19 protein-coding genes are annotated in these 20,737 nt (G+C 54.9%); 12 read left to right on the top strand and 7 right to left on the bottom strand.

Annotated features, from left to right (window positions below):
- Positions 1–39: 39 nt before the first annotated feature.
- Positions 40–2,025: a ligand-gated channel protein gene (locus ACOTX2_RS02255; RefSeq protein ID WP_023306610.1), complete on the bottom strand. Its 1,986-nt coding sequence runs from the start codon at positions 2,023–2,025 to the stop codon at positions 40–42.
- Between the two features lie 261 nt (positions 2,026–2,286).
- Complete coding sequence (fghA, locus tag ACOTX2_RS02250; RefSeq protein ID WP_038416422.1) at positions 2,287–3,114, bottom strand: S-formylglutathione hydrolase; 828 nt, start codon at positions 3,112–3,114, stop codon at positions 2,287–2,289.
- Positions 3,115–3,251: 137 nt separating this feature from the next.
- On the opposite strand from fghA, the gene ACOTX2_RS02245 reads away from it, so the two are divergent.
- The 7 genes from ACOTX2_RS02245 to mglC all read left to right on the top strand — a co-directional run bounded on the left by ACOTX2_RS02245 (position 3,252) and on the right by mglC (position 11,445).
- Positions 3,252–4,400 (top strand): YbfB/YjiJ family MFS transporter, encoded by a 1,149-nt coding sequence (locus tag ACOTX2_RS02245; protein ID WP_022648697.1) that lies wholly within the window; start codon positions 3,252–3,254, stop codon positions 4,398–4,400.
- A gap of 102 nt (positions 4,401–4,502) precedes the next feature.
- Complete coding sequence (gene folE, locus ACOTX2_RS02240; protein WP_017383384.1) at positions 4,503–5,171, top strand: GTP cyclohydrolase I FolE; 669 nt, start codon at positions 4,503–4,505, stop codon at positions 5,169–5,171.
- An 18-nt stretch (positions 5,172–5,189) separates the two neighbouring features.
- The gene (gene yeiB, locus ACOTX2_RS02235; RefSeq protein ID WP_046619122.1) at positions 5,190–6,347 is read left to right on the top strand and encodes a DUF418 domain-containing protein YeiB; all 1,158 of its coding nucleotides are present in this window, start codon (positions 5,190–5,192) and stop codon (positions 6,345–6,347) included.
- Positions 6,348–6,502: 155 nt separating this feature from the next.
- Positions 6,503–7,525 (top strand): HTH-type transcriptional regulator GalS, encoded by a 1,023-nt coding sequence (gene galS, locus ACOTX2_RS02230; RefSeq protein ID WP_048966254.1) that lies wholly within the window; start codon positions 6,503–6,505, stop codon positions 7,523–7,525.
- A 295-nt stretch (positions 7,526–7,820) separates the two neighbouring features.
- Positions 7,821–8,819 (top strand): galactose/glucose ABC transporter substrate-binding protein MglB, encoded by a 999-nt coding sequence (mglB, locus tag ACOTX2_RS02225; protein ID WP_022648695.1) that lies wholly within the window; start codon positions 7,821–7,823, stop codon positions 8,817–8,819.
- A 79-nt stretch (positions 8,820–8,898) separates the two neighbouring features.
- Positions 8,899–10,419 carry a galactose/methyl galactoside ABC transporter ATP-binding protein MglA gene (mglA, locus tag ACOTX2_RS02220; protein WP_003859320.1) on the top strand — a complete coding sequence of 507 codons (1,521 nt, stop codon included), beginning with the start codon at positions 8,899–8,901 and terminating at the stop codon, positions 10,417–10,419.
- A gap of 15 nt (positions 10,420–10,434) precedes the next feature.
- Positions 10,435–11,445: a galactose/methyl galactoside ABC transporter permease MglC gene (mglC, locus tag ACOTX2_RS02215; protein ID WP_022648694.1), complete on the top strand. Its 1,011-nt coding sequence runs from the start codon at positions 10,435–10,437 to the stop codon at positions 11,443–11,445.
- A gap of 127 nt (positions 11,446–11,572) precedes the next feature.
- Here mglC and sanA read toward each other — a convergent pair whose 3' ends face one another.
- The 4 genes from sanA to ACOTX2_RS02195 form a co-directional block, all read right to left on the bottom strand.
- On the bottom strand, positions 11,573–12,283 hold the full coding sequence (gene sanA / locus ACOTX2_RS02210) for an outer membrane permeability protein SanA (RefSeq protein ID WP_022648693.1): 711 nt from the start codon (positions 12,281–12,283) through the stop codon (positions 11,573–11,575).
- 127 nt (positions 12,284–12,410) lie between these two features.
- Positions 12,411–13,295, bottom strand: coding sequence for a cytidine deaminase (cdd, locus tag ACOTX2_RS02205; protein WP_022648692.1), 885 nt, complete (start codon positions 13,293–13,295; stop codon positions 12,411–12,413).
- A 128-nt stretch (positions 13,296–13,423) separates the two neighbouring features.
- A complete protein-coding gene (locus ACOTX2_RS02200; RefSeq protein ID WP_022648691.1) occupies positions 13,424–14,119 on the bottom strand; it encodes a CidB/LrgB family autolysis modulator in 696 nt (231 codons plus the stop codon).
- A complete protein-coding gene (locus ACOTX2_RS02195; protein ID WP_022648690.1) occupies positions 14,116–14,511 on the bottom strand; it encodes a CidA/LrgA family protein in 396 nt (131 codons plus the stop codon). The genes ACOTX2_RS02200 and ACOTX2_RS02195 overlap by 4 nt, the downstream gene beginning before the upstream one ends.
- A 168-nt stretch (positions 14,512–14,679) precedes the next feature.
- On the opposite strand from ACOTX2_RS02195, the gene dusC reads away from it, so the two are divergent.
- The 3 genes from dusC to ACOTX2_RS02180 all read left to right on the top strand — a co-directional run bounded on the left by dusC (position 14,680) and on the right by ACOTX2_RS02180 (position 18,182).
- A complete protein-coding gene (dusC, locus tag ACOTX2_RS02190; protein ID WP_023306604.1) occupies positions 14,680–15,615 on the top strand; it encodes a tRNA dihydrouridine(16) synthase DusC in 936 nt (311 codons plus the stop codon).
- 333 nt (positions 15,616–15,948) lie between these two features.
- Positions 15,949–17,367: a multidrug resistance outer membrane protein MdtQ gene (gene mdtQ, locus ACOTX2_RS02185; RefSeq protein WP_048965843.1), complete on the top strand. Its 1,419-nt coding sequence runs from the start codon at positions 15,949–15,951 to the stop codon at positions 17,365–17,367.
- A 50-nt stretch (positions 17,368–17,417) separates the two neighbouring features.
- Positions 17,418–18,182 (top strand): SDR family oxidoreductase, encoded by a 765-nt coding sequence (locus ACOTX2_RS02180; protein ID WP_063147708.1) that lies wholly within the window; start codon positions 17,418–17,420, stop codon positions 18,180–18,182.
- Between the two features lie 101 nt (positions 18,183–18,283).
- Here ACOTX2_RS02180 and ACOTX2_RS02175 read toward each other — a convergent pair whose 3' ends face one another.
- Positions 18,284–18,856: a DedA family protein gene (locus ACOTX2_RS02175; RefSeq protein WP_063147709.1), complete on the bottom strand. Its 573-nt coding sequence runs from the start codon at positions 18,854–18,856 to the stop codon at positions 18,284–18,286.
- Positions 18,857–19,013: 157 nt separating this feature from the next.
- Here ACOTX2_RS02175 and ACOTX2_RS02170 point away from each other — a divergent pair, with 157 nt between their 5' ends.
- Positions 19,014–19,601: a Yip1 family protein gene (locus ACOTX2_RS02170; RefSeq protein WP_003859296.1), complete on the top strand. Its 588-nt coding sequence runs from the start codon at positions 19,014–19,016 to the stop codon at positions 19,599–19,601.
- Positions 19,602–19,768: 167 nt separating this feature from the next.
- Positions 19,769–20,692 (top strand): D-alanyl-D-alanine endopeptidase, encoded by a 924-nt coding sequence (pbpG, locus tag ACOTX2_RS02165; RefSeq protein ID WP_063147710.1) that lies wholly within the window; start codon positions 19,769–19,771, stop codon positions 20,690–20,692.
- Positions 20,693–20,737: the final 45 nt, after the last annotated feature.

Here is a 20,737-nt window from a genome sequence, read left to right as displayed (position 1 = left end):
TTTAGCCCGCTCAATCGAGCGGGCTTTTTTATGGGCAGATCAGAAGCTGTAGGTCATGCCAACGGTATAGCGACGGCCATCCAGCACGGTGTCATACGTATCGTAATCAATCTGCTTATCGAGCACGTTATACACACCGGCAGTAACCAGCAGGTTTTTGTTGGCGTTGTAGCGCATACCGACATCAACCTGAGTGTAGGACGGTGTACCCTGTGACATTGACGTGCGGCTCAGATACTCAGACGTTTTACCGCGCAGGTTCAGACGGCTCCAGAAGCCGACGTCGGGCGTCGCCTGCCAGTCCAGGGTGGTGTTGAACATGTGTTTTGGCATTTTGTTCAGTGGCTTGCCGGAGAACTGGCCGCTCTTCTGCTCGGATTCCGTATAGGTGTAGTTTGCAGTCCAGTTCACATCGCGCGTGATTTTCCAGCCGAACGAGGACTCCACACCGCGCATATTGGCTTTGTCCACGTTGACGCGATCGCTGACGAAATCATAGCTATGATCGCCAATCGTACAGGCGGGATCGGCGCTGCTGTTACAGCGGCGAACTTCCGTAATTTTATCCTTGAAGTCGGTATTAAACAGCGTCACACCGGCATTAAGGTTATCGTTGTTATCCCAGAGCAGGGCGAGCTCTTCGCTCAGGCTCTTCTCGGGTTTCAGATCCGGGTTGCCGACGATGATACCGTCAAGACGGCCGCCACCTGTCACCTGGCCCCAGCTGGCAGACGACTGACGCAGATCCGGCGCACGATAGCCAGCAGAAACCCCGCCTTTCAACGTCCACTGATCGGCCAGGTGCCATACGCCGTAACCGCGCGGCGTCCAGTTCGTCCCGTAGTTTTGGTCTTTATCCATACGCAGGCCGCCGGTCAACGTAAAGCTTTCCGTCATTGACCATTCATCTTCGGCAAACAGGGCCCAGCTCCAGCGCGTCAGTTTGTTCAGGCCGTCAGCAGCTTCTAGCTGATTGCCGTTGTCGCGCAATTTCTCATAACGGTACTGTCCGCCGAGGGTCAACGTATGATCGCCGAGGAAGATCTGGTTCTGGTTGTTAAAGGTGGTGTTGTAGGAACGCATTTTGCGACCTGGATTATTGGTCTCTTCCTGCTGGATATAGCTGGTGGTATTGAAGTCGTCGTAATAACCACTGTGGGTTAACGAGTAGGTCGTGTGCTCATAGCGCGAGTCGCTTTTGGTATTTGGCGTACAAGTTGTTCCCCGGCAGGTTTCAGCCGCTTTCGACATCCCCGGGGTGCTGTTTCTGTCCTGAAGCTCGCGAGCAAAGTCGAGATCGAAATCGTTCTTCTCGTCCGGCGTGAAGTTCAGCGTAATGCCACCGTTACGCATTTTCTGCTCGTTATAGCCGTTCACGATTTTATCTTCTGCGCGGCGTGACAACAGCCCCGTCACTTTTGCACCCAGCAGCCCGTCAATCAGGGGACCAGAGGCGTAGGCGTTGGTCTGGAAGATATCGCCGGAGTCATGATTTTCCTGGAAGGTTGCATCGCCATGCAACGAACCGGTCCAGGCTTTGGTGTTCGAGACTTTTTTGGTAATGACGTTAATGACGCCACCCATAGCATCGGAGCCGTAAAGCGAGGACATCGGGCCGCGGATGACCTCGATGCGCTCAATGGACTCCAGCGGCGGCAGCCAGCCTTGTTCAATACCCGAGTTGTCGCTGTTGGGGCGGGTGCTTCGCGTACTGACGCGTTTGCCGTTCACCAGGAACAGGGTGTACTGAGAGGCCATGCCGCGAATACTGATATCACTGCTACTTCCACCGCCGGTGACGACGACGCCCGGGACATCTCTCAGGGCATCGGTAACATCACGGTAGGCTTTATCTTCAATCTGCTGTTTTGAAATCACAGAGATGGAGGCGGGGGCATTCTGGATCTTTTGTTCAAAACCCGTCGCGGTAACGACAACGGTGTCCTGATCGGCTGCGTGAACGAAGGGGGAACATGTGGCAGCGCCAATGGCGACGGCCAGGAGCTTAATGCGTGGTATTGTCATTTGTACATTCCGTATAAAAATGAAAAAAACTCCATCGGGATAACCCTGAGAACTGTATGTTTTTGTCTTGTAAGCACTCTTTGAGATGGAGAAGAGCCTGGAATTGTACAAAAGAATGTAGAATTGTAAACACAAATGATAATTGAAATCATTTGTGTTTGAGTGAGGGCGACGGAAAACAGGCTGGATTCAAGCGGATAGGATTATGTAAATGAGGGGAAAGGCCCGACAGGCGAGAGGCTATCGGGCAAACAGCTGTATTTACGCGAACAAATGTGTCGCATGGAAGCGAAGATGATCTTCAATAAAGGACGCCATAAAGTAATAGCTGTGATCGTATCCCGGCTGTATGCGCAGAGTCAGCGGCCAGTCCTTCTGGCGCGCGGCTTCCGCCAGCACCGCAGGCTGTAACTGCCCGGCGAGGAACTGATCGGCATCACCCTGATCCACCAGCATCGGGATAGCGTCTTCTGGCTGGCTTGCCAGCAACAGCGCACAGCTGTCCCATTCCTGCCATTTCTCTGCATCCTCACCCAGATAGTGCGTGAAGGCTTTTTGCCCCCACGGCACCTGCGTTGGGTTCACAATCGGCGCAAATGCGGACACGCTGGTGTATTTCCCCGGATTTTTCAGCGCCATTATCAGCGCCCCGTGGCCACCCATCGAATGTCCGCTTATCGCGCAGCGCTCGCTGACCGCGAACTGAGAGTGCACCAGGGCAGGCAGTTCATCGCGAATGTAGTCATACATGCGGTAATGGCTCGCCCAGGGTTGTTCCGTGGCGTTGAGATAGAACCCGGCGCCTTTACCCAAATCGTATCCGGCATCGTCGGCCACGTCATCGCCACGCGGGCTGGTATCTGGCATCACCAGCGCAATGCCCAGTTCGGCGGCAATACGCTGGGCGCCCGCTTTGGTGGTGAAATTTTCGTCGTTGCAGGTCAGGCCTGAAAGCCAGTACAGCACCGGTGGATTGTCCGCAGGGGGCAGGAAAATGCTGAACGTCATAGCACAGTTCAGCGTGGTGGAGTCGTGCCGCCAGCGCTGCTGTCGACCTTCAAAACAACGATGCTCTTCGAGCAGTTCCATGCAGGGCTCCTTATCCGAAAGACTATTCATTAAACGCATAATACAGAGTTTTCATTGACCTGTGAGCAACTTTCACTTTCGCAGGACGGCGAGATGTTGCATCATAAATTTACTTTTCTTTAACAATTGGAGCGATCATGGCGCTGCGTATCGCGCTCAGCGGATTTGTGGTTCTGGTCGTGGCGATGGGGATAGGGCGCTTCGCCTTCACGCCTCAGGTGCCGCTGATGATTGCCGCCGGGCAACTCACGCTTACCAGCGCGGGGCTGGTGGCGGCAATGAACTACCTGGGCTATCTGGTGGGGGCATGGGATGCTATGCGCGCTCATCGCTTCGTTGAAACGCGTCTCTGGCTTGGCATCACTGGCGCGGTGGCGCTGACGCTGCTCTCTGCGGCGGCAGATAATGCTGTCGTTCACGGCCTGCTGCGCTTTGTGATCGGCTGCATGAGCGGCTGGTCGATGGTGCTGATTGCCGCCTGGACCAACGAGCGGCTGGGGCAGCTGGGCAAGCCGGGGCTTAGTGCAGCCGTCTTTGCCGGACCCGGGGCCGGTATCGCCCTGAGTGGCCTGCTGGCGGTCTATATTCAGGCGAGATCCCTGTCTGCCGGCGCGGCATGGCAAATCTACGGCGTACTGGCGCTGGTGCTGATTGCGCTGGTGGCGCGCTACCTGCCGCGCGCGGGCCAGCTTCATCGCCCCGGTACCGCGCCTGAGCCGCTGTTGTTGACCGCGGATCTCAGGCGTCTGGTCTGGAGCTACAGCCTGGCAGGGTTCGGCTATATCCTCCCTGCGACCTTCCTGTCGCAAATGGCGGCGGTGCGTTTCCCGGGCAGCCTGTTTGCCCAGTTTGTCTGGCCAATATTTGGCGCCGCCTCGGTGGTGGGGATTGCGCTCAGTATTGCCCTGCGGCATACATCAAGCGCTAACCGCAGGCTGGCGATTGTTCTCTGGTTACAGGGGATAGGCGTGCTGGCGGCCTGGCTGCTGCCGGGCATTGGCGGCTTGCTGACGGGTGGGCTGCTGGTGGGCGGCGGGTTCCTCTGCGCCGTGCAGCTCTCTCTTCTGTACGGTCGCGAGCTGGCGCCAGATCATACGCGTTATATGGCGGGACTGCTCACCACCGGGTATGCCATTGGTCAGCTGATTGGTCCGGTCACGTCGGCACTCTCGACCTGGCTCACGCACCGGCTGGAACCCGCGCTGGGGCTGGCGGGGATCGCGCTGTTCGCTGGCGGAGCGTTAGTCTGGAACCGTCAGGCTGAAAGGCAACAGCAATTGCAATAATTATCGACGTGAATACTGGATTATGTGCGTCGCCTCACGCACAATGAGCGCACACTTTTGCCACAACGAGGGCAAAAGACGCCACACCTGCAGGAGAAAAGAATGTCATCACTCAGTAAAGAAGCAGCCCTTGTCCATGAAGCGCTGGTTGCGCGCGGTCTTGAAACGCCACTGCGCCCGCCGGTGCAGGAGCTGGACAATGTTACCCGCAAGAGTCTGATCGCCGGCCATATGACGGAGATCATGCAACTGCTGAATCTCGATCTGAGCGACGACAGCCTGATGGAGACGCCGCACCGCATCGCGAAAATGTACGTCGACGAAATTTTCTCCGGCCTGGATTACGCGAACTTCCCGAAAATCACCGTCATTGAAAACAAGATGAAGGTCGATGAGATGGTGACGGTACGCGATATCACGCTGACCAGCACCTGCGAGCATCACTTTGTGACCATCGATGGTAAAGCGACGGTGGCCTATATTCCAAAAGATACGGTCATTGGCCTGTCCAAGATCAACCGCATCGTGCAGTTCTTTGCCCAGCGTCCTCAAGTGCAGGAGCGTCTGACGCAGCAGATCCTGACCGCACTGCAAACCCTGTTGGGGACTAACAACGTGGCGGTGTCTATCGACGCGGTTCACTACTGCGTGAAAGCGCGTGGCGTGCGTGATGCAACCAGCGCGACTACCACCACCTCGCTGGGCGGCCTGTTCAAATCGAGCCAGAACACCCGCCAGGAGTTTCTGCGCGCCGTGCGCCACCACAACTAATCAGACAGGGCAGGGACCATGGAGCGAAACGTCACGCTCGATTTTGTTCGCGGCGTCGCCATTCTCGGTATCCTGCTGCTGAATATCAGCGCCTTCGGTCTGCCGAAGGCCGCCTATCTGAACCCTGCATGGTATGGCGACATCACGCGCAGCGACGCCTGGACGTGGGCAATCCTTGATCTCTTCGCACAGGTTAAATTTCTGACCCTCTTTGCGCTTCTGTTTGGCGCGGGACTTCAGCTTCTCCTCAAACGCGGTACGCGCTGGATCCAGTCGCGTTTAACGCTGCTGGTTATCCTCGGTTTTATTCACGGGCTGCTTTTCTGGGACGGCGATATTCTGCTCGCGTATGGTCTGGTGGGCCTGATTTGCTGGCGGCTGATCCGCGACGCGCCCGGTGTAAAAAGCCTCTTTAATACTGGCGTGATGCTCTATGTCATGGGACTGACCGTGTTATTGCTGCTTGGCATGATTGCCGATGCTTCCACCAGTCGTTCGTGGATCCCGGATGCGGCCAATCTGCAATATGAGCAGTTCTGGAAGCTGAAAGGCGGCATGGAAGCGATCGGCAACCGGGCCGATATGCTCGGCGATAACCTGCTGGCGCTGGGGGCGCAATACGGCTGGCAGCTGGCGGGGATGATGCTGATGGGCGCAGCCCTGATGCGCACCGGCTGGCTGAAAGGAGAATTTAGCCTGCGACACTATCGTCTCACAGGCGCTGGCCTGGTACTGCTCGGCGTGATGATTAACCTTCCGGCGGTGATCTTACAGTGGCATCTTCAGTGGGATTACCGCTGGTGCGCCTTCCTGTTGCAGGTGCCGCGAGAGCTGAGCGCGCCGTTCCAGACCATTGGCTATGCGGCGCTGATCTATGGCTTCTGGCCCCGGCTTTCTCGCCTGTGGATCGTCAGTGCGGTGGCCTGCGTTGGACGGATGGCGTTAAGCAATTACATCCTGCAAACGCTGATATGCACCACGCTTTTCTACCGATTCGGCCTGTTTATGAAATTCGACCGCCTGACGCTGCTGGCGTTTGTTATTCCGGTCTGGATTGTTAACGTGGTGTTTTCAGTTATCTGGCTGCGTTTTTTCCGCCAGGGCCCGCTGGAGTGGGTATGGCGACGGTTAACCGCCCTTGCGTCGGGCGTGTCATTGCGTAATACATCCAGATAACGATCTGGATCACAATCATTAACAAAACGGATGTAAGCGTTTTCATCTGTGTGAGCTTCTTCACGTAGTCTCCTCTCTCTCGCTGCCAGAATAGCCACCTTGCTAAACACAGGGGGTGTCTGTGAGTTGCTGCAATCCTTTTAAGGGTGGTGAATATGATCACCATTCGTGACGTCGCCCGCCAGGCGGGTGTTTCTGTTGCTACTGTCTCCCGCGTGCTGAACAACAGTGCGCTGGTCAGCCCTGAAACGCGTGAAACCGTAATGAAAGCCGTGACCCAGCTGGGGTACCGGCCAAACGCCAATGCTCAGGCGCTGGCGACGCAGGTCAGCGATACCATTGGTGTCGTGGTGATGGACGTGTCGGACGCCTTCTTCGGCGCGCTGGTCAAAGCGGTGGACGTCGTTGCCCAGCAGCACCAGAAATATGTGCTGATTGGCAACAGCTATCACGAGGCTGAAAAAGAGCGTTATGCCATTGAGGTACTGATCCGCCAGCGCTGTAACGCCCTGATTGTGCACTCAAAAGCCCTGAGCGATGAAGAGCTGGCCGGGTTTATGGAGCAGATCCCCGGTATGGTGCTGATCAACCGTATCGTCCCCGGTTATGCGCATCGCTGTGTCGGTCTGGATAACATCAGCGGCGCGATGATGGCGACGCGGATGCTCATCAGCAACGGCCATCAGCGCATTGGTTATCTGGCTTCCAGCCACGGTATTGAAGACGACATGATGCGCCGTGAGGGCTGGCAAAACGCCCTGAAAGAACAGGGCATTGCGCCGCTGGAGAGCTGGGTAGGTACCAGTTCGCCGGACATGCAGGGCGGTGAAGCGGCAATGGTTGAACTGCTGGGGCGTAATCTTCAGCTGACGGCCGTGTTTGCCTATAACGACAGCATGGCGGCAGGTGCGCTTACCGCGCTGAAAGATAATGGCATTGCGGTGCCGCAGCATTTATCGCTGATCGGTTTTGATGATATTCCGATTGCCCGTTACACCGATCCGCAGCTGACAACGGTGCGTTACCCCATTGCGTCGATGGCGAAACTGGCGACAGAGCTGGCGTTACAGGGGGCGGCAGGGCTGTTAGATCCTGACGCAACGCATTGTTTTATGCCGACTTTAGTACGCCGCCATTCGGTCGCTATTCGACAAACTGTGGCTCCGATCACTAACTGATAACATCACGTGATGTAACCGTTTTCAATCTGTGAGTAAATTCACAGTATCTTAACAAGCCGCTGTCTATGATGTCAGCGTTTTAGGGGCTGAAACACAATGTAACGGTGATTATTCACTTTTACCGTTACCAGAATGCCTCAAACAACGAATAAAACGCATTTCTGGAGCGTTACCGAACACGGAAGCTGGACATTTTATAAGTGAACTTCGGCGATCAGTAACGTTTTATTAACATCTGCCCGCCGACCGTTTTTCACAAGAACTACCCTGCATAAAAAAAACCGGAGATACCATGAATAAGAAGGTGTTGACTCTGTCTGCTGTCATGGCAAGCATGCTTTTTGGCGCAGCAGCACACGCAGCGGATACCCGTATTGGCGTGACTATCTATAAATACGACGACAACTTCATGTCCGTTGTGCGTAAAGCAATTGAAAAAGATGCTAAATCAGCGCCAGACGTGCAGCTGCTGATGAATGACTCCCAGAATGACCAGTCTAAACAGAACGATCAGATTGACGTTCTTCTGGCAAAAGGCGTGAAAGCGCTGGCTATTAACCTGGTTGACCCGGCTGCGGCAGGTACGGTGATCGAGAAAGCACGCGGCCAGAACGTGCCGATTGTCTTCTTCAACAAAGAGCCTTCCCGTAAAGCGCTGGACAGCTACGATAAAGCGTATTACGTGGGTACTGACTCCAAAGAGTCCGGGATTATCCAGGGCGATCTTATTGCGAAACACTGGGCGGCGAACCCAAACTGGGATATGAACAAAGATGGTCAGATCCAGTTCGTTCTGCTGAAAGGCGAACCGGGCCATCCGGATGCTGAAGCACGTACCACCTACGTTATTAAAGAGCTGAACGACAAGGGCCTGAAAACCCAGCAGCTGGCGTTAGACACCGCAATGTGGGACACCGCTCAGGCGAAAGATAAGATGGATGCGTGGCTCTCTGGCCCGAACGCCAACAAAATTGAAGTGGTCATCGCCAACAACGATGCAATGGCAATGGGTGCAGTTGAAGCGCTGAAAGCACACAACAAATCCGCCATTCCTGTATTCGGTGTGGATGCCCTGCCAGAAGCGCTGGCGCTGGTGAAATCTGGCGCAATGGCCGGTACCGTGCTGAACGATGCTAACAACCAGGCGAAAGCCACCTTCGATCTGGCGAAAAACCTCGCTGATGGTAAAGGCGCTGCTGACGGCACCAGCTGGAAAATTGAAAACAAAATCGTTCGCGTTCCTTACGTGGGCGTAGACCAGTCCAACCTGGCTGAGTTTATCGGTAAATAAGTTATCTGAATTGTCTTCACTGGGCGCAATTCGTTGCGCCCTTTTATAACGCGATATGCGAGGCCAACAAGGTATAATTATGGTCAGCACAACTACTCAGTCGTCCGGTGAATACTTGTTGGAAATGACCGGTGTTAACAAGTCATTCCCCGGTGTTAAGGCGCTCGATAATGTTAATTTAAAAGTTCGTCCTCACTCTATTCATGCGTTAATGGGTGAAAACGGTGCGGGTAAATCAACATTATTAAAATGCCTTTTTGGGATCTATCAAAAAGATTCTGGCAGCATTCTTTTTCAGGGAAAAGAGATCGACTTCCATTCAGCGAAAGAAGCGCTGGAGAACGGTATCTCGATGGTACACCAGGAATTAAACCTGGTTCTGCAACGTTCAGTTATGGATAATATGTGGTTGGGCCGCTATCCAACCAAAGGTGTCTTTGTCGATCAGGATAAAATGTATCGCGACACCAAAGCCATTTTCGATGAGCTGGATATTGATATTGACCCGCGCGCACGCGTCGGGACATTATCCGTTTCCCAGATGCAGATGATCGAAATTGCCAAAGCGTTCTCCTATGATGCGAAAATCGTGATCATGGATGAACCGACATCGTCATTGACGGAAAAAGAGGTTAACCACCTTTTTACCATCATCCGTAAGCTGAAAGATCGCGGCTGCGGCATTGTCTATATCTCACATAAAATGGAAGAGATCTTCCAGCTGTGCGATGAAATTACCATCCTGCGCGATGGCCAGTGGATTGCCACCCAGCCGCTGGAAGGGCTGGACATGGACAAGATCATCGCCATGATGGTTGGCCGTTCATTGAACCAGCGCTTCCCGGATAAAGAAAACAAGCCGGGCGAAGTGATTCTGGAGGTGCGTAACCTGACCTCACTGCGTCAGCCGTCCATCCGCGATGTCTCTTTCGATTTGCACAAGGGCGAGATCCTTGGTATCGCAGGGCTGGTGGGCGCTAAGCGCACCGATATCGTGGAAACCCTGTTTGGTATCCGTGAGAAAGCCGAAGGCACCATTACCCTGCACGGTAAGAAAATCAACAACCACAACGCCAATGAAGCCATTAATAATGGTTTTGCGCTGGTGACGGAAGAGCGGCGTTCCACCGGTATTTACGCTTATCTTGATATTAACTTTAACTCGTTAATTTCTAATATTCGCAATTACAAAAACAAGGTCGGGTTGCTTGATAATTCCCGCATGAAGAGCGATACCCAGTGGGTGATTGACTCCATGCGTGTGAAAACGCCGGGCCACCGCACGCAAATTGGCTCACTCTCGGGAGGGAACCAGCAGAAAGTCATTATTGGTCGCTGGCTATTAACCCAGCCTGAAATACTGATGCTGGATGAACCTACGCGCGGTATCGACGTGGGTGCAAAATTCGAGATTTACCAGCTGATCGCAGAGCTGGCGAAAAAAGATAAAGGGATCATTATTATTTCTTCCGAAATGCCGGAATTGTTAGGGATCACAGACCGTATTCTGGTTATGAGCAATGGTCTCGTTGCCGGTATTGTTGAAACCAAAACGACAACGCAAAACGAAATTTTGCGTCTTGCGTCTTTGCACCTTTAAGATCAGGGGCTCCTCATGAGTGCGTTAAATAAAAAAAGTTTTCTCACTTATCTGAAAGAAGGCGGTATTTACGTTGTTCTTTTAGTCTTGCTGGCGATAATTATTTTCCAGGACCCAACGTTCTTAAGTCTGCTGAACTTAAGTAATATTCTGACCCAGTCTTCCGTACGTATTATCATCGCACTGGGCGTGGCAGGGCTCATCGTTACCCAGGGGACAGACCTTTCGGCAGGGCGCCAGGTGGGTCTGGCGGCGGTTATTGCGGCAACCCTGTTGCAGTCGATGGAAAACGCCAACAAGGTGTTCCCGGAGATGGCGACCATGCCGATTTTCGTGGTGATCCTGATCGTATGCGCCATCGGCGCGGTAATTGGGCTGATTAACGGCATCATCATTGCTTACCTGAACGTGACGCCATTCATCACCACGCTTGGCACGATGATCATCGTTTATGGTATCAACTCCCTGTACTACGATTTCGTCGGCGCGTCTCCAATCTCTGGCTTCGAAAGCGGCTTCTCGACCTTCACGCAGGGGTTTGTTGCGCTGGGCAGCTTCCGTCTCTCCTATATCACCTTCTATGCGCTGATTGCGGTGGCGTTCGTCTGGATCCTGTGGAACAAAACCCGCTTCGGTAAAAACATCTTTGCTATCGGGGGTAACCCGGAAGCGGCGAAAGTCTCCGGCGTCAACGTGGCTCTGAACCTGCTGATGATTTATGCCCTGTCCGGTGTGTTCTACGCCTTCGGCGGGATGCTGGAAGCAGGCCGTATCGGCTCTGCCACCAACAACCTCGGCTTTATGTACGAACTGGATGCGATTGCGGCCTGCGTGGTCGGCGGCGTCTCCTTCAGCGGCGGCGTGGGTACCGTGCTGGGCGTGGTGACCGGTGTGATCATCTTCACCGTGATCAACTACGGCCTGACCTACATCGGCGTGAACCCGTACTGGCAGTACATCATCAAGGGCGCGATCATTATCTTCGCGGTTGCCCTGGATTCACTGAAGTACGCGCGTAAGAAATAAGTTCTTCAGAATGGAAAGGCCCGCTCACGTAGCGGGCCTTTTTTTGCCCGGTGGCGCGACGCTTACCGGGCCTACAAAATCGCGATCGTAGGTCGGGTAAGGCGAAGCCGCCACCCGACATCAGTTATTACTTCTTCTGCATTTCCAGCAGCTGCTCCGGCGTCACCGCCGGATAACCTTGCGCATTTTCAGGCACTTCGTGCATCGTTGGGATCGGCACCAGCGGGCCTAAAAAGCGCGGTTCACGCTTGAACAGGTACAGGTCAGCCAGCGCGCCAAAACGGGCGCCAAACTCGCGTACGCGCACGCTCAACATATCCTTTGGCGACGGCACGGCGTAGCACTGGGCCTGGATCCCCATATGCAGGGCGATAAACAGCGCCCGCTCGCAGTGGAAACGCTGGGTGATGATGATGAAATCGTTGGTGTCGAACACCTTGCGGGTACGCACGATGGAATCAAGCGTGCGGAATCCGGCGTAGTCGAGCACGATATCGGCCGGGTCGACGCCTGCGGCAATCAGGTCTTTGCGCATCGTCACCGGCTCGTTATAGCTTTGCAGCGCGTTATCGCCGCTCAGCAGCAGATAGTTCACCTTGCCGCTGTTATAGGCGTTCAGCGCGCCCTGAATACGATACCGGTAATACTGATTGATGACGCCGGTGCGGTAATACTTGGCGGTGCCAAGCACCACGCCAACCTGGCGGTAGGGGAGGTCCTGTAGGTCGTCAAAAATGTAGGGAGCTGTTTTCCAGCTCATCCAGCGGTCGAGACCCAGCACGATCAACAGCAGTATGCCGACCAGGACAGACAGGCTGTAAAACACGCGCTTTAACATGCAGATGGCTCGTACCGATGATGAAATTTCCCTCAGGCTACTGTACCCGCCTGGTTAGCGCAAGAAACAGCGATTCAACTGAGGGGTTTTTCGTCAGACTGGCGGGCAAATCTGCCCGCCGAACAGATTATGCCAGCAGCACGCGGTCGATGGTTGAACAGCCCAGCGCTTTCAGCGTGGCTGCGGTCGCGTCCCACTGGATCAGCGGTGCATCGGCCTTTTCAGCAAGGATCGCGCGCTGAATATCCGGGTAGTCATACCCGTTCAGGCTGAGCAGGTTCAGGGCGCCCTGGAGCGGAGGCAGCGTCGGGTTAAACGCGGCGTTCTCTGCATAGCTGCCGGTGAAGATGCGGCCGTCGCGGCACTGAAGGGCGACGCCGCTTGGTGATTTGCTGTATGGCGTGTGGCTTTTATTGGCGGCGGCAATGGCCGCTTCGCTGAGCGCATCCCCTGAGAGCGCGTAACCGTGGTCCTGCTCGTCCATCAGCAGGGTTTTGATCTCAAGATCTTTAGGGCCAAAAGCATCCGGCAGGTAATCACCCAGCGTATGCGGCGCGCGTCCCGGCAGGTTGATACGCAGTTCAAGACCGCTGTTCAGCTCATTCATAAACTGGCGGCAGTGGCCGCAAGGGGTATAGTTGACGGTGATGGCGCGCAGGGCCTTTTCGCCGCGCAGCCAGGCGTGACTGATGGCACTCTGCTCCGCATGAACGGTTTGCTGCATGGTCGCACCGAGAAACTCCATGTTCCCGCCGAAGTACCAGGTCCCGCTCACGCCGCGCGCAATTGCGCCTACGTTAAAATGGGAAAGGTCAGCGCGGGCGCAAGCAGCCGCCAGCGGCAGCAGGGCGAAAGCCAGCGCGTCTTCGTCCAGCCCCGTTGCCTGTTTAAGCGTCGTGACCTGATCTGCCGTCAGCAGGGCGGGGAAATGCGCATCCGCCAGAACCGGAGCCAGGGCTGATTGCAAATTCTCTGCAAGCTGAGAGAAAGCAGCTTGAAAACGTGGATGCATGACGTTGCCTCATCAAGGTTAATGGATCGGTAGTGTACGGAGCCGCACGGCCTTTATATGTGATCCAAATCTCATTATGTATGCAACTTATGAAATGAAAATGAAATTTGCGCGACGCATCGCAAATTTTAGCCCATTACTGCCAGAATAATCGGGAAGATAAACGGCGCAAGCAGGGAGGTTATAATCCCGCAGATCACCAGCGCCAGAGAGCTGAATGCCCCTTCCTGATAATCCAGCTCCGCGCAGCGTGCGGTGCCCAGCGCGTGCGAGGCGGTACCCATCGCCAGACCGCGCGCCGCTTTGGTCCGAATTTTCATGATATTCAGCAGCGTATGACCAAACACCGCGCCCAGGATACCGACGAAAATCACGCACACGGCGCTGATGGCCGGAATGCCGCCGATACTGCCGCCCACGGCCATGGCAATCGGCGTAGTAACGGATTTAGGCAGAATAGAGGCGGCGATCTGCGGCGATGCGCCCATCAATAAGGCCACCGAGGTACCGGTGATCATCGCAACAAGGCTACCCACAAAGCAGATGGTTATGATGGATTTCCAGCGCGCGCGGATCTGATGCAGTTGCTCATATAAAGGAAACGCCAGCGCCACCACGGCAGGCTGCAACAAATCGTTGAGGATCTTGCTCCCGGCGAAGTAACGTTCATAAGAAATGCCGGTGAGCAGCAGAAAAGGAATAATCACCACCATGGCGACCAGCAGCGGGTTGAGCAACGGCATTTTGAAACGAACCGCAAGCTTACGCGCAGCAAAGAACACCACCAGGGTTAACGGCAGGGACCACCAGATATTCGCCATCATTTTTTTGTTTTCTCCCCGATGACCTTACGTTCGCCATGCACAATGTGTGAGCTCCAGCTGACGACCAGGAAAACTACCAGCGTACTGATGGCGCAGGAGACCACTATCGGGCCGAACTGCGCCTTAAGCACATCGTAATACTGCATAACCCCAACGCCGATAGGCACAAAAAGCAGGGCCATATAGCGAATGAGAACGAAGCACCCCGGGTTGACCCATTTCGCGGGCAGCACCTGTAATGCCAGCAGCACAAACAGGATCAACATGCCGATAATGCTGCCGGGGATGGTAATAGGCAGCAGCGACGCGATAAAAATGCCGGCGTACAGGCAGGCATAAATCAGGACGAAGGCGCGAAGGTATTGCCAGATAGTATTCAGTGATTTGCTCATGGTGAAAGTCCTTGCTGAGACGTATTCATCATACAATTAAACCTGAAAATGTGCCACGGATCACATCATGAATTTTGGGCATACCAGACATTCCAGAATGGAACGCCGGGCTTTCAACATACATAGAGAGCAGCTACTATAGCGCGTCTTTTTTCACAGGTACTCAGAATGCGTGTTTTACTGGCCCCGATGGAAGGCGTGCTCGACTCTCTCGTGCGCGAGCTGCTTACCGAGGTGAACGATTACGATCTCTGCGTGACGGAGTTTTTGCGCGTGGTCGATATGTTGCTGCCAGAAAAATCATTTTATCGTCTCTGTCCGGAACTGCATCGTCAGAGCCGCACCCCCTCCGGTACGCTGGTGCGCGTCCAGCTGCTCGGCCAGTATCCTGAGTGGCTGGCGGAAAACGCCGCCCGCGCGGTAGCGCTTGGCTCGTACGGTGTCGATCTTAACTGCGGCTGTCCGTCAAAGCTGGTCAACGGCAGCGGCGGCGGGGCGACGTTACTCAAAGATCCGGAATTGATTTATCGCGGCGCAAAGGCCATGCGTGAGGCGGTGCCATCGCATCTACCGGTGACGGTCAAAGTGCGTCTGGGATGGGACAGCGGCGACAGGCAGTTTGAAATTGCCGACGCGGTGCAGCAGGCGGGCGCCACCGAGCTGGTGGTGCACGGGCGAACCAAAGAGGATGGTTATAAAGCCGAGCGCATTAACTGGCAGGCGATTGGCGAGATCCGCAAACGGCTTACTATTCCGGTGATTGCTAACGGCGAAATCTGGGATTATGAGAGCGCGCAGGCCTGCCTCAAAGAGACCGGCTGTAATGCCGTGATGATTGGCCGCGGTGCGCTGAACGTGCCGAACCTCAGCCGGGTGGTGAAATACAATGAGCCGCGGATGCCGTGGGCGGACGTGGTGAAACTCCTGCAAAAATACACGCGGCTGGAAAAGCAGGGCGATACCGGGTTGTATCACGTCGCGCGCATTAAGCAGTGGCTGAGTTATTTACGGAAAGAGTACGACGACGCGCTGGGATTATTTCAGGAGATCCGTACGCTACAGACGTCGGCGGATATTGCCCGTGTGATCCAGTCGAAGCACTGAGCGAAGTGTGAATACGTTTGCCCGGCGCGGAGCCGGGCAAACGTATCAGAAAATCATTTTGAATACACCGGTTACCACCAGCAGCCCTATCAGAAATATAATCAAAATAACCCACAATAATATTTTCATTCGCTTCTCCTGCGTATGTCTGTCGTCAGTAAGTGTAGCAGTCAATTCATAATTGGTATGAATAGGTGAAATTAAATCATTCGCTTGGGGAATAAATTTCCGGATATGAAAATGTATAACAATATGCGGATTGCCACGCGTTACTAAAAAACGGAACGTCAGTAAGCGTAAGTTGCGCCTTTATTTTTTTGAGTTTATGGCGTAATGAAACGTTCTCTTACTTTATCTCTGAGTGCTCCCCTTATTTTTATGCTGGCCGCCTGCGCGCCGGAGCATGCCACGGTGTCTCCAGTGAAAACGCAAGCCGCCGCCGCTGCTGTAAATACCCAACTAAGTCATGCCGACTGGCCAAAAAACGAATGGTGGAAAGATTTTAATGACCCTCAGCTCAACGCGCTGATCGCTAAAGCGCTGGCGGATGCGCCGGATATGCAAATTGCCCGGCAGCGCATCACCCTGGCAGAAGCACAGGCGAAAGCCGCTGTCGCTGCTGATGGTCCACAAATGGATTTTTCCGCAGATGTGGAACGGCAAAAGATGTCGGCAGAGGGGCTGATGGGGCCATTCGCCCTGACTGACCCGGCGGCGGGGACAACCGGACCCTGGTACACCAACGGCACCTTTGGTCTGACGGCCGGATGGGATCTGGATTTATGGGGTAAAAACCGCGCCCAAATTGAGGCCCGCATCGGTAAGGTGAATGCGCAAAAAGCGGAGCTGGAGCAGACCCGACAGCTGCTCGCCAGCAGCGTCGCGCGGCTGTACTGGGACTGGCAGACCGAGGCCGCGGTGGGTGACGTGCTCGCGCAGATCAAACGGGAGCAGGAAAATATCATCGGTGCCGATCGTGAGCTTTATCAGCACGGCATTACCTCCTCGGTGGAAGGCGTTGAAACAGATATCAATGCCAGCAAAACCGATGAACAGCTCGCTGACGTGCACGGCAAAATGAAGGCCATTGAGGCGCGTCTGAATGCATTGACCAATACCCCTTCAGTCACGCTCGCCCGGCATGCCTTACCTGACGCAGAGGCGTCGCTGCCGTCAACGCTCGGTTATGAGCTGCTGGCTCGCCGCCCGGATTTGCAGGAGGCGCACTGGTATATCGAAGCGTCCATGAGCGAAGTGGATGCCGCCAGAGCCGCGTTCTACCCTGACATCAATTTGATGGCGTTCTTACAGCAGGATGCGTTGCACCTTAGCGACCTGTTCCGCTCATCTGCTCAGCAAATGGGCGTAACCGCGGGGCTGACGCTGCCAATTTTTGACAGTGGTCGGTTGAATGCGAACCTGGATATCGCCCAGGCGCAAAACAACCTCTCCGTGGCGAACTACAACAAGGCCGTAGTGGACGCCGTAAACCAGGTTGCCCGGACGGCCAGCGAAGTGGAAACCCTGACCGCCAAAAATCAGCACCAGCAGCAGATCGAAAAAGATGCGGCGCGCGTCGTTGCGCTGGCACAGGCGCGCTTCAGCGCGGGGATCATTGCCGGCTCGCGGGTGAGTGAAGCAAAAATTCCGGCGCTCAAAGAGCGTATTGCCGGGTTGATGCTGAAAGGTCAGTACGTGGATGCTACGCTCCAGCTCACCTCCGCGCTGGGTGGCGGATATCATCACAGCTAAAATCGCGCATTATCTATACTTACCTCTTTGCAGATTTTCAGGAGGTGAGTATGACGCGAGTCGCAATTGTTACCGCATCGGATTCAGGAATTGGCAAAACGACGGCCCTGATGCTGGCCGAACGCGGGTTTGATATCGGGGTGACCTGGCATTCAGATGAGGAAGGGGCGCTGGCAACCTGCCGTGAAATTGAAGCGCGCGGGCAGCGTGCCGAGGCCATCCAGCTCGACTTAAGCAATTTGCCGGAAGGCGCAAAGGCCATTGAAACCCTGATTACGCGTTTCGGGCGGCTGGATGTGCTGGTAAACAATGCCGGGGCGATGAACAAAGCGCCATTTCTGGACCTGTCGTTTGACGACTGGCGGCACATATTCACCGTTGACGTGGACGGCGCGTTTCTCTGCTCGCAAATCGCGGCGCGTCAGATGGTGAAGCAGGAAGAAGGGGGGCGGATCGTGAACATCACCTCGGTGCATGAACATACACCATTGCCGGACGCCAGCGCCTATACGGCGGCCAAACATGCCCTGGGCGGGTTAACAAAATCGATGGCGCTGGAGCTGGTTAAACATAAGATTCTGGTGAACGCCGTTGCGCCTGGTGCGATCGCCACGCCGATGAATGATATGGACGACAGCGAAGTGAAAGAAGGCTCAATGCCGGAAATCCCGCTGGCACGGCCAGGGCATACCAAAGAAATAGCCAGCCTGGTGGCGTGGCTGTGTGACAGCGACGCCAGCTACACCACCGGGCAGTCGTTTATCGTCGACGGTGGTTTTATGCTGGCGAATCCGCAGTTTAAGCCAGCAGAATAAACATTCCCCTCACCCCAGCCCTCTCCCCAAAGGGGAGAGGGTGTATAGAGTTCCCTCTCCCCTTTGGGGAGAGGGGTAGGGTGAGGGGCAGCAGGCCGCACTCACTCTTCATCCCGCCGCTTTTCACGATGCTTGAGCCACAGCCGTACCCCAATCACCACCGCAACAACCAGGATCAACCAGGCCCAGTGTTTAAGATGCTGATCGAGATTATGCAGCCACGGGCCTATCACTTCGCCACCCACGTAGCCAAGCGTGGTAAAAATCAACGCCCAGGCAATCGCCCCGATAATGTTCAGCGGCAGGAAAATTTTCGGCGGTAAGCGGCTCGCGCCAATCAATATTGGCCCAATGATGCGAAAGCCATACATAAAGCGGGTGCCAATCACAAACATATAGGGATGCCGCTGGATAAGCCGCTGAGCACGAAGAATTTTCTTTTGATGCTTAGCAAAACGTTGTAAAAGCGTCGGACCAAAGCGCAGACCCAGAAAGTAGAGCAGCTGGTCGCCAATCATACCGCCCAGTGCGACGGCGGCGACCACCAGCGGGAATTTAAGCAATCCCTGATGTGCGGCCACTCCGCCCAGCAGCGTGATGGTTTCACCCTCTGCCACGCTGCCGATGACCAGCGCGGCGTATCCATATTGTTCAATAAGACCGTTGATATCCATTAAGTAAATGTCGTCTCCCTTACTGTGCCTGCGTTAATCATATACCCCATCCATCAACCACGCGGCAATCAACGGAAATTTCCCACTGTACATAAAATAATCTAAAGCCTGCATTATACTTTAGCTATCGCTGACGGGCCGACAACAAGGGGGCGTTATGAACCATGTCTGGGGACTTTTCTCCCATCCCGATCGTGAAATGCAGGTCATCCGTAACGAGAACGAAACGGTCGCGCATCACTACACCCACCACGTCCTGCTGATGGCAGCGGTGCCGGTGGTCTGCGCGTTTATTGGTACTACGCAAATAGGCTGGAACTTTGGTGACGGCACCGTGGTTCAGCTTTCCTGGTTTACCGGACTGTACCTGGCCATTCTGTTTTATGGCCTGATGCTGGCCGGGGTGGCGGTAATGGGGCGGGTCATCCACTGGATGGCGCGCAACTATCCGCAGCGCCCGTCGCTGGCACACTGTATGGTCTTCGCCGGATACGTCGCGACCCCGCTGTTCTTAAGCGGTATTGTTGCGCTCTATCCACTGGTCTGGCTGTGCGCGCTGATCGGTACGGTTGCCCTCTTTTACACCGGTTATCTGCTGTATGTAGGAGTGCCAACCTTCCTCAACATCAATAAAGAAGAGGGCCTGAGCTTCTCCAGCTCTACGCTTGCCATCGGCGTGCTGGTCCTTGAGGCGCTACTGGCCCTGACAGTTATTCTTTGGGGTTATGGATACCGTCTCTTTTAAGTCCCCTGCATTGCTGGCGTAAATGCCAGCAATGCAGCATCTGGTTATGATTCTCCGCTGGCGACAACGCACGGTGACCGCTATGATGCCGAAGCCAGCCTGTGTTTATCCGTCGACACAGGCGGTGTACGTCATAACGTGCGTGAATCATTATCAGAAGTCTCATCATGCTGAAATTTCGAGTGTCACTCCTTAGTCTTGCGCTACTGTTGGGCGTCTCCGCTACCGCGCCAGCCATCGCCAAAACGCCCGCAGTTGCCACCGCTGCTGCGCAACCCCAGATTGCGTCCGGCAGCGCGATGATCTTTGACCTGAATACCAACAAGGTGATCTACGCCAGTCACCCGGATCTGGTGCGCCCGATCGCTTCCATAACCAAAGTCATGACCGCGATGGTGGTGCTTGATGCACGACTGCCGCTGGACGAAAAGCTAAAAGTGGATATCAGCCACACGCCAGAGATGAACGGGATCTACTCTCGCGTGCGTCTGAACAGTGAAATCAGCCGTAAAAATATGCTGCTGTTGGCGCTGATGTCCTCAGAGAACCGCGCGGCGGCGAGCCTTGCCCACCATTATCCTGGCGGTTACGACGCGTTTATCCGCGCGATGAATGCCAAAGCCAAAGCGCTGGGGATGAAAAATACCCATTTCGTGGAGCCAACCGGTCTGTCGATCCATAACGTCTCGACGGCGCGTGATTTAACCAAGCTGCTGATCGCCAGTAAGCAATACCCGCTGATTGGTCAGCTCAGCACCACGCGTGAGGAGATGGCGACATTCTCGAACCCGGCGTATACGCTGCCGTTCCGCAACACTAACCATCTGGTGTATCGCGATAACTGGAATATTCAGTTAACCAAGACCGGATTCACCAATGCGGCAGGGCACTGCCTGGTGATGCGCACCGTGTTTAACGGTAAACCAGTGGCGCTGGTGGTGATGGATGCCTTCGGCAAATATACCCACTTTGCGGATGCCAGCCGCCTGCGCACCTGGATTGAAACCGGGAAAGTGCAGCCGGTGCCGGCTTCAGCGCTGGCGTATAAAAAGCAGAAAGCGGAACAGATGGCGACGGCGCAGAACGACTGAGTCGCCTGTCTGTGCCGGGTGGCGGCTTCGCCTTACCCGGCCTAC

Origin of the sequence: Enterobacter cloacae complex sp. IR5412, assembly GCF_049237385.1 — a bacterium.
Classification (GTDB): domain Bacteria; phylum Pseudomonadota; class Gammaproteobacteria; order Enterobacterales; family Enterobacteriaceae; genus Enterobacter; species Enterobacter intestinihominis.
This window is presented reverse-complemented; position numbering and strand designations above follow the sequence as displayed.

Bases quoted from the DNA above. Each gene is read 5' to 3' on its own strand.
- ACOTX2_RS02255 (WP_023306610.1), bottom strand. From the start codon at position 2,025: ATGACAATACCACGCATTAAGCTCCTGGCCGTCGCCATTGGCGCTGCC.
- fghA (WP_038416422.1), bottom strand. From the start codon at position 3,114: ATGGAACTGCTCGAAGAGCATCGTTGTTTTGAAGGTCGACAGCAGCGC.
- ACOTX2_RS02245 (WP_022648697.1), top strand. From the start codon at position 3,252: ATGGCGCTGCGTATCGCGCTCAGCGGATTTGTGGTTCTGGTCGTGGCG.
- folE (WP_017383384.1), top strand. From the start codon at position 4,503: ATGTCATCACTCAGTAAAGAAGCAGCCCTTGTCCATGAAGCGCTGGTT.
- yeiB (WP_046619122.1), top strand. From the start codon at position 5,190: ATGGAGCGAAACGTCACGCTCGATTTTGTTCGCGGCGTCGCCATTCTC.
- galS (WP_048966254.1), top strand. From the start codon at position 6,503: ATGATCACCATTCGTGACGTCGCCCGCCAGGCGGGTGTTTCTGTTGCT.
- mglB (WP_022648695.1), top strand. From the start codon at position 7,821: ATGAATAAGAAGGTGTTGACTCTGTCTGCTGTCATGGCAAGCATGCTT.
- mglA (WP_003859320.1), top strand. From the start codon at position 8,899: ATGGTCAGCACAACTACTCAGTCGTCCGGTGAATACTTGTTGGAAATG.
- mglC (WP_022648694.1), top strand. From the start codon at position 10,435: ATGAGTGCGTTAAATAAAAAAAGTTTTCTCACTTATCTGAAAGAAGGC.
- sanA (WP_022648693.1), bottom strand. From the start codon at position 12,283: ATGTTAAAGCGCGTGTTTTACAGCCTGTCTGTCCTGGTCGGCATACTG.
- cdd (WP_022648692.1), bottom strand. From the start codon at position 13,295: ATGCATCCACGTTTTCAAGCTGCTTTCTCTCAGCTTGCAGAGAATTTG.
- ACOTX2_RS02200 (WP_022648691.1), bottom strand. From the start codon at position 14,119: ATGATGGCGAATATCTGGTGGTCCCTGCCGTTAACCCTGGTGGTGTTC.
- ACOTX2_RS02195 (WP_022648690.1), bottom strand. From the start codon at position 14,511: ATGAGCAAATCACTGAATACTATCTGGCAATACCTTCGCGCCTTCGTC.
- dusC (WP_023306604.1), top strand. From the start codon at position 14,680: ATGCGTGTTTTACTGGCCCCGATGGAAGGCGTGCTCGACTCTCTCGTG.
- mdtQ (WP_048965843.1), top strand. From the start codon at position 15,949: ATGAAACGTTCTCTTACTTTATCTCTGAGTGCTCCCCTTATTTTTATG.
- ACOTX2_RS02180 (WP_063147708.1), top strand. From the start codon at position 17,418: ATGACGCGAGTCGCAATTGTTACCGCATCGGATTCAGGAATTGGCAAA.
- ACOTX2_RS02175 (WP_063147709.1), bottom strand. From the start codon at position 18,856: ATGGATATCAACGGTCTTATTGAACAATATGGATACGCCGCGCTGGTC.
- ACOTX2_RS02170 (WP_003859296.1), top strand. From the start codon at position 19,014: ATGAACCATGTCTGGGGACTTTTCTCCCATCCCGATCGTGAAATGCAG.
- pbpG (WP_063147710.1), top strand. From the start codon at position 19,769: ATGCTGAAATTTCGAGTGTCACTCCTTAGTCTTGCGCTACTGTTGGGC.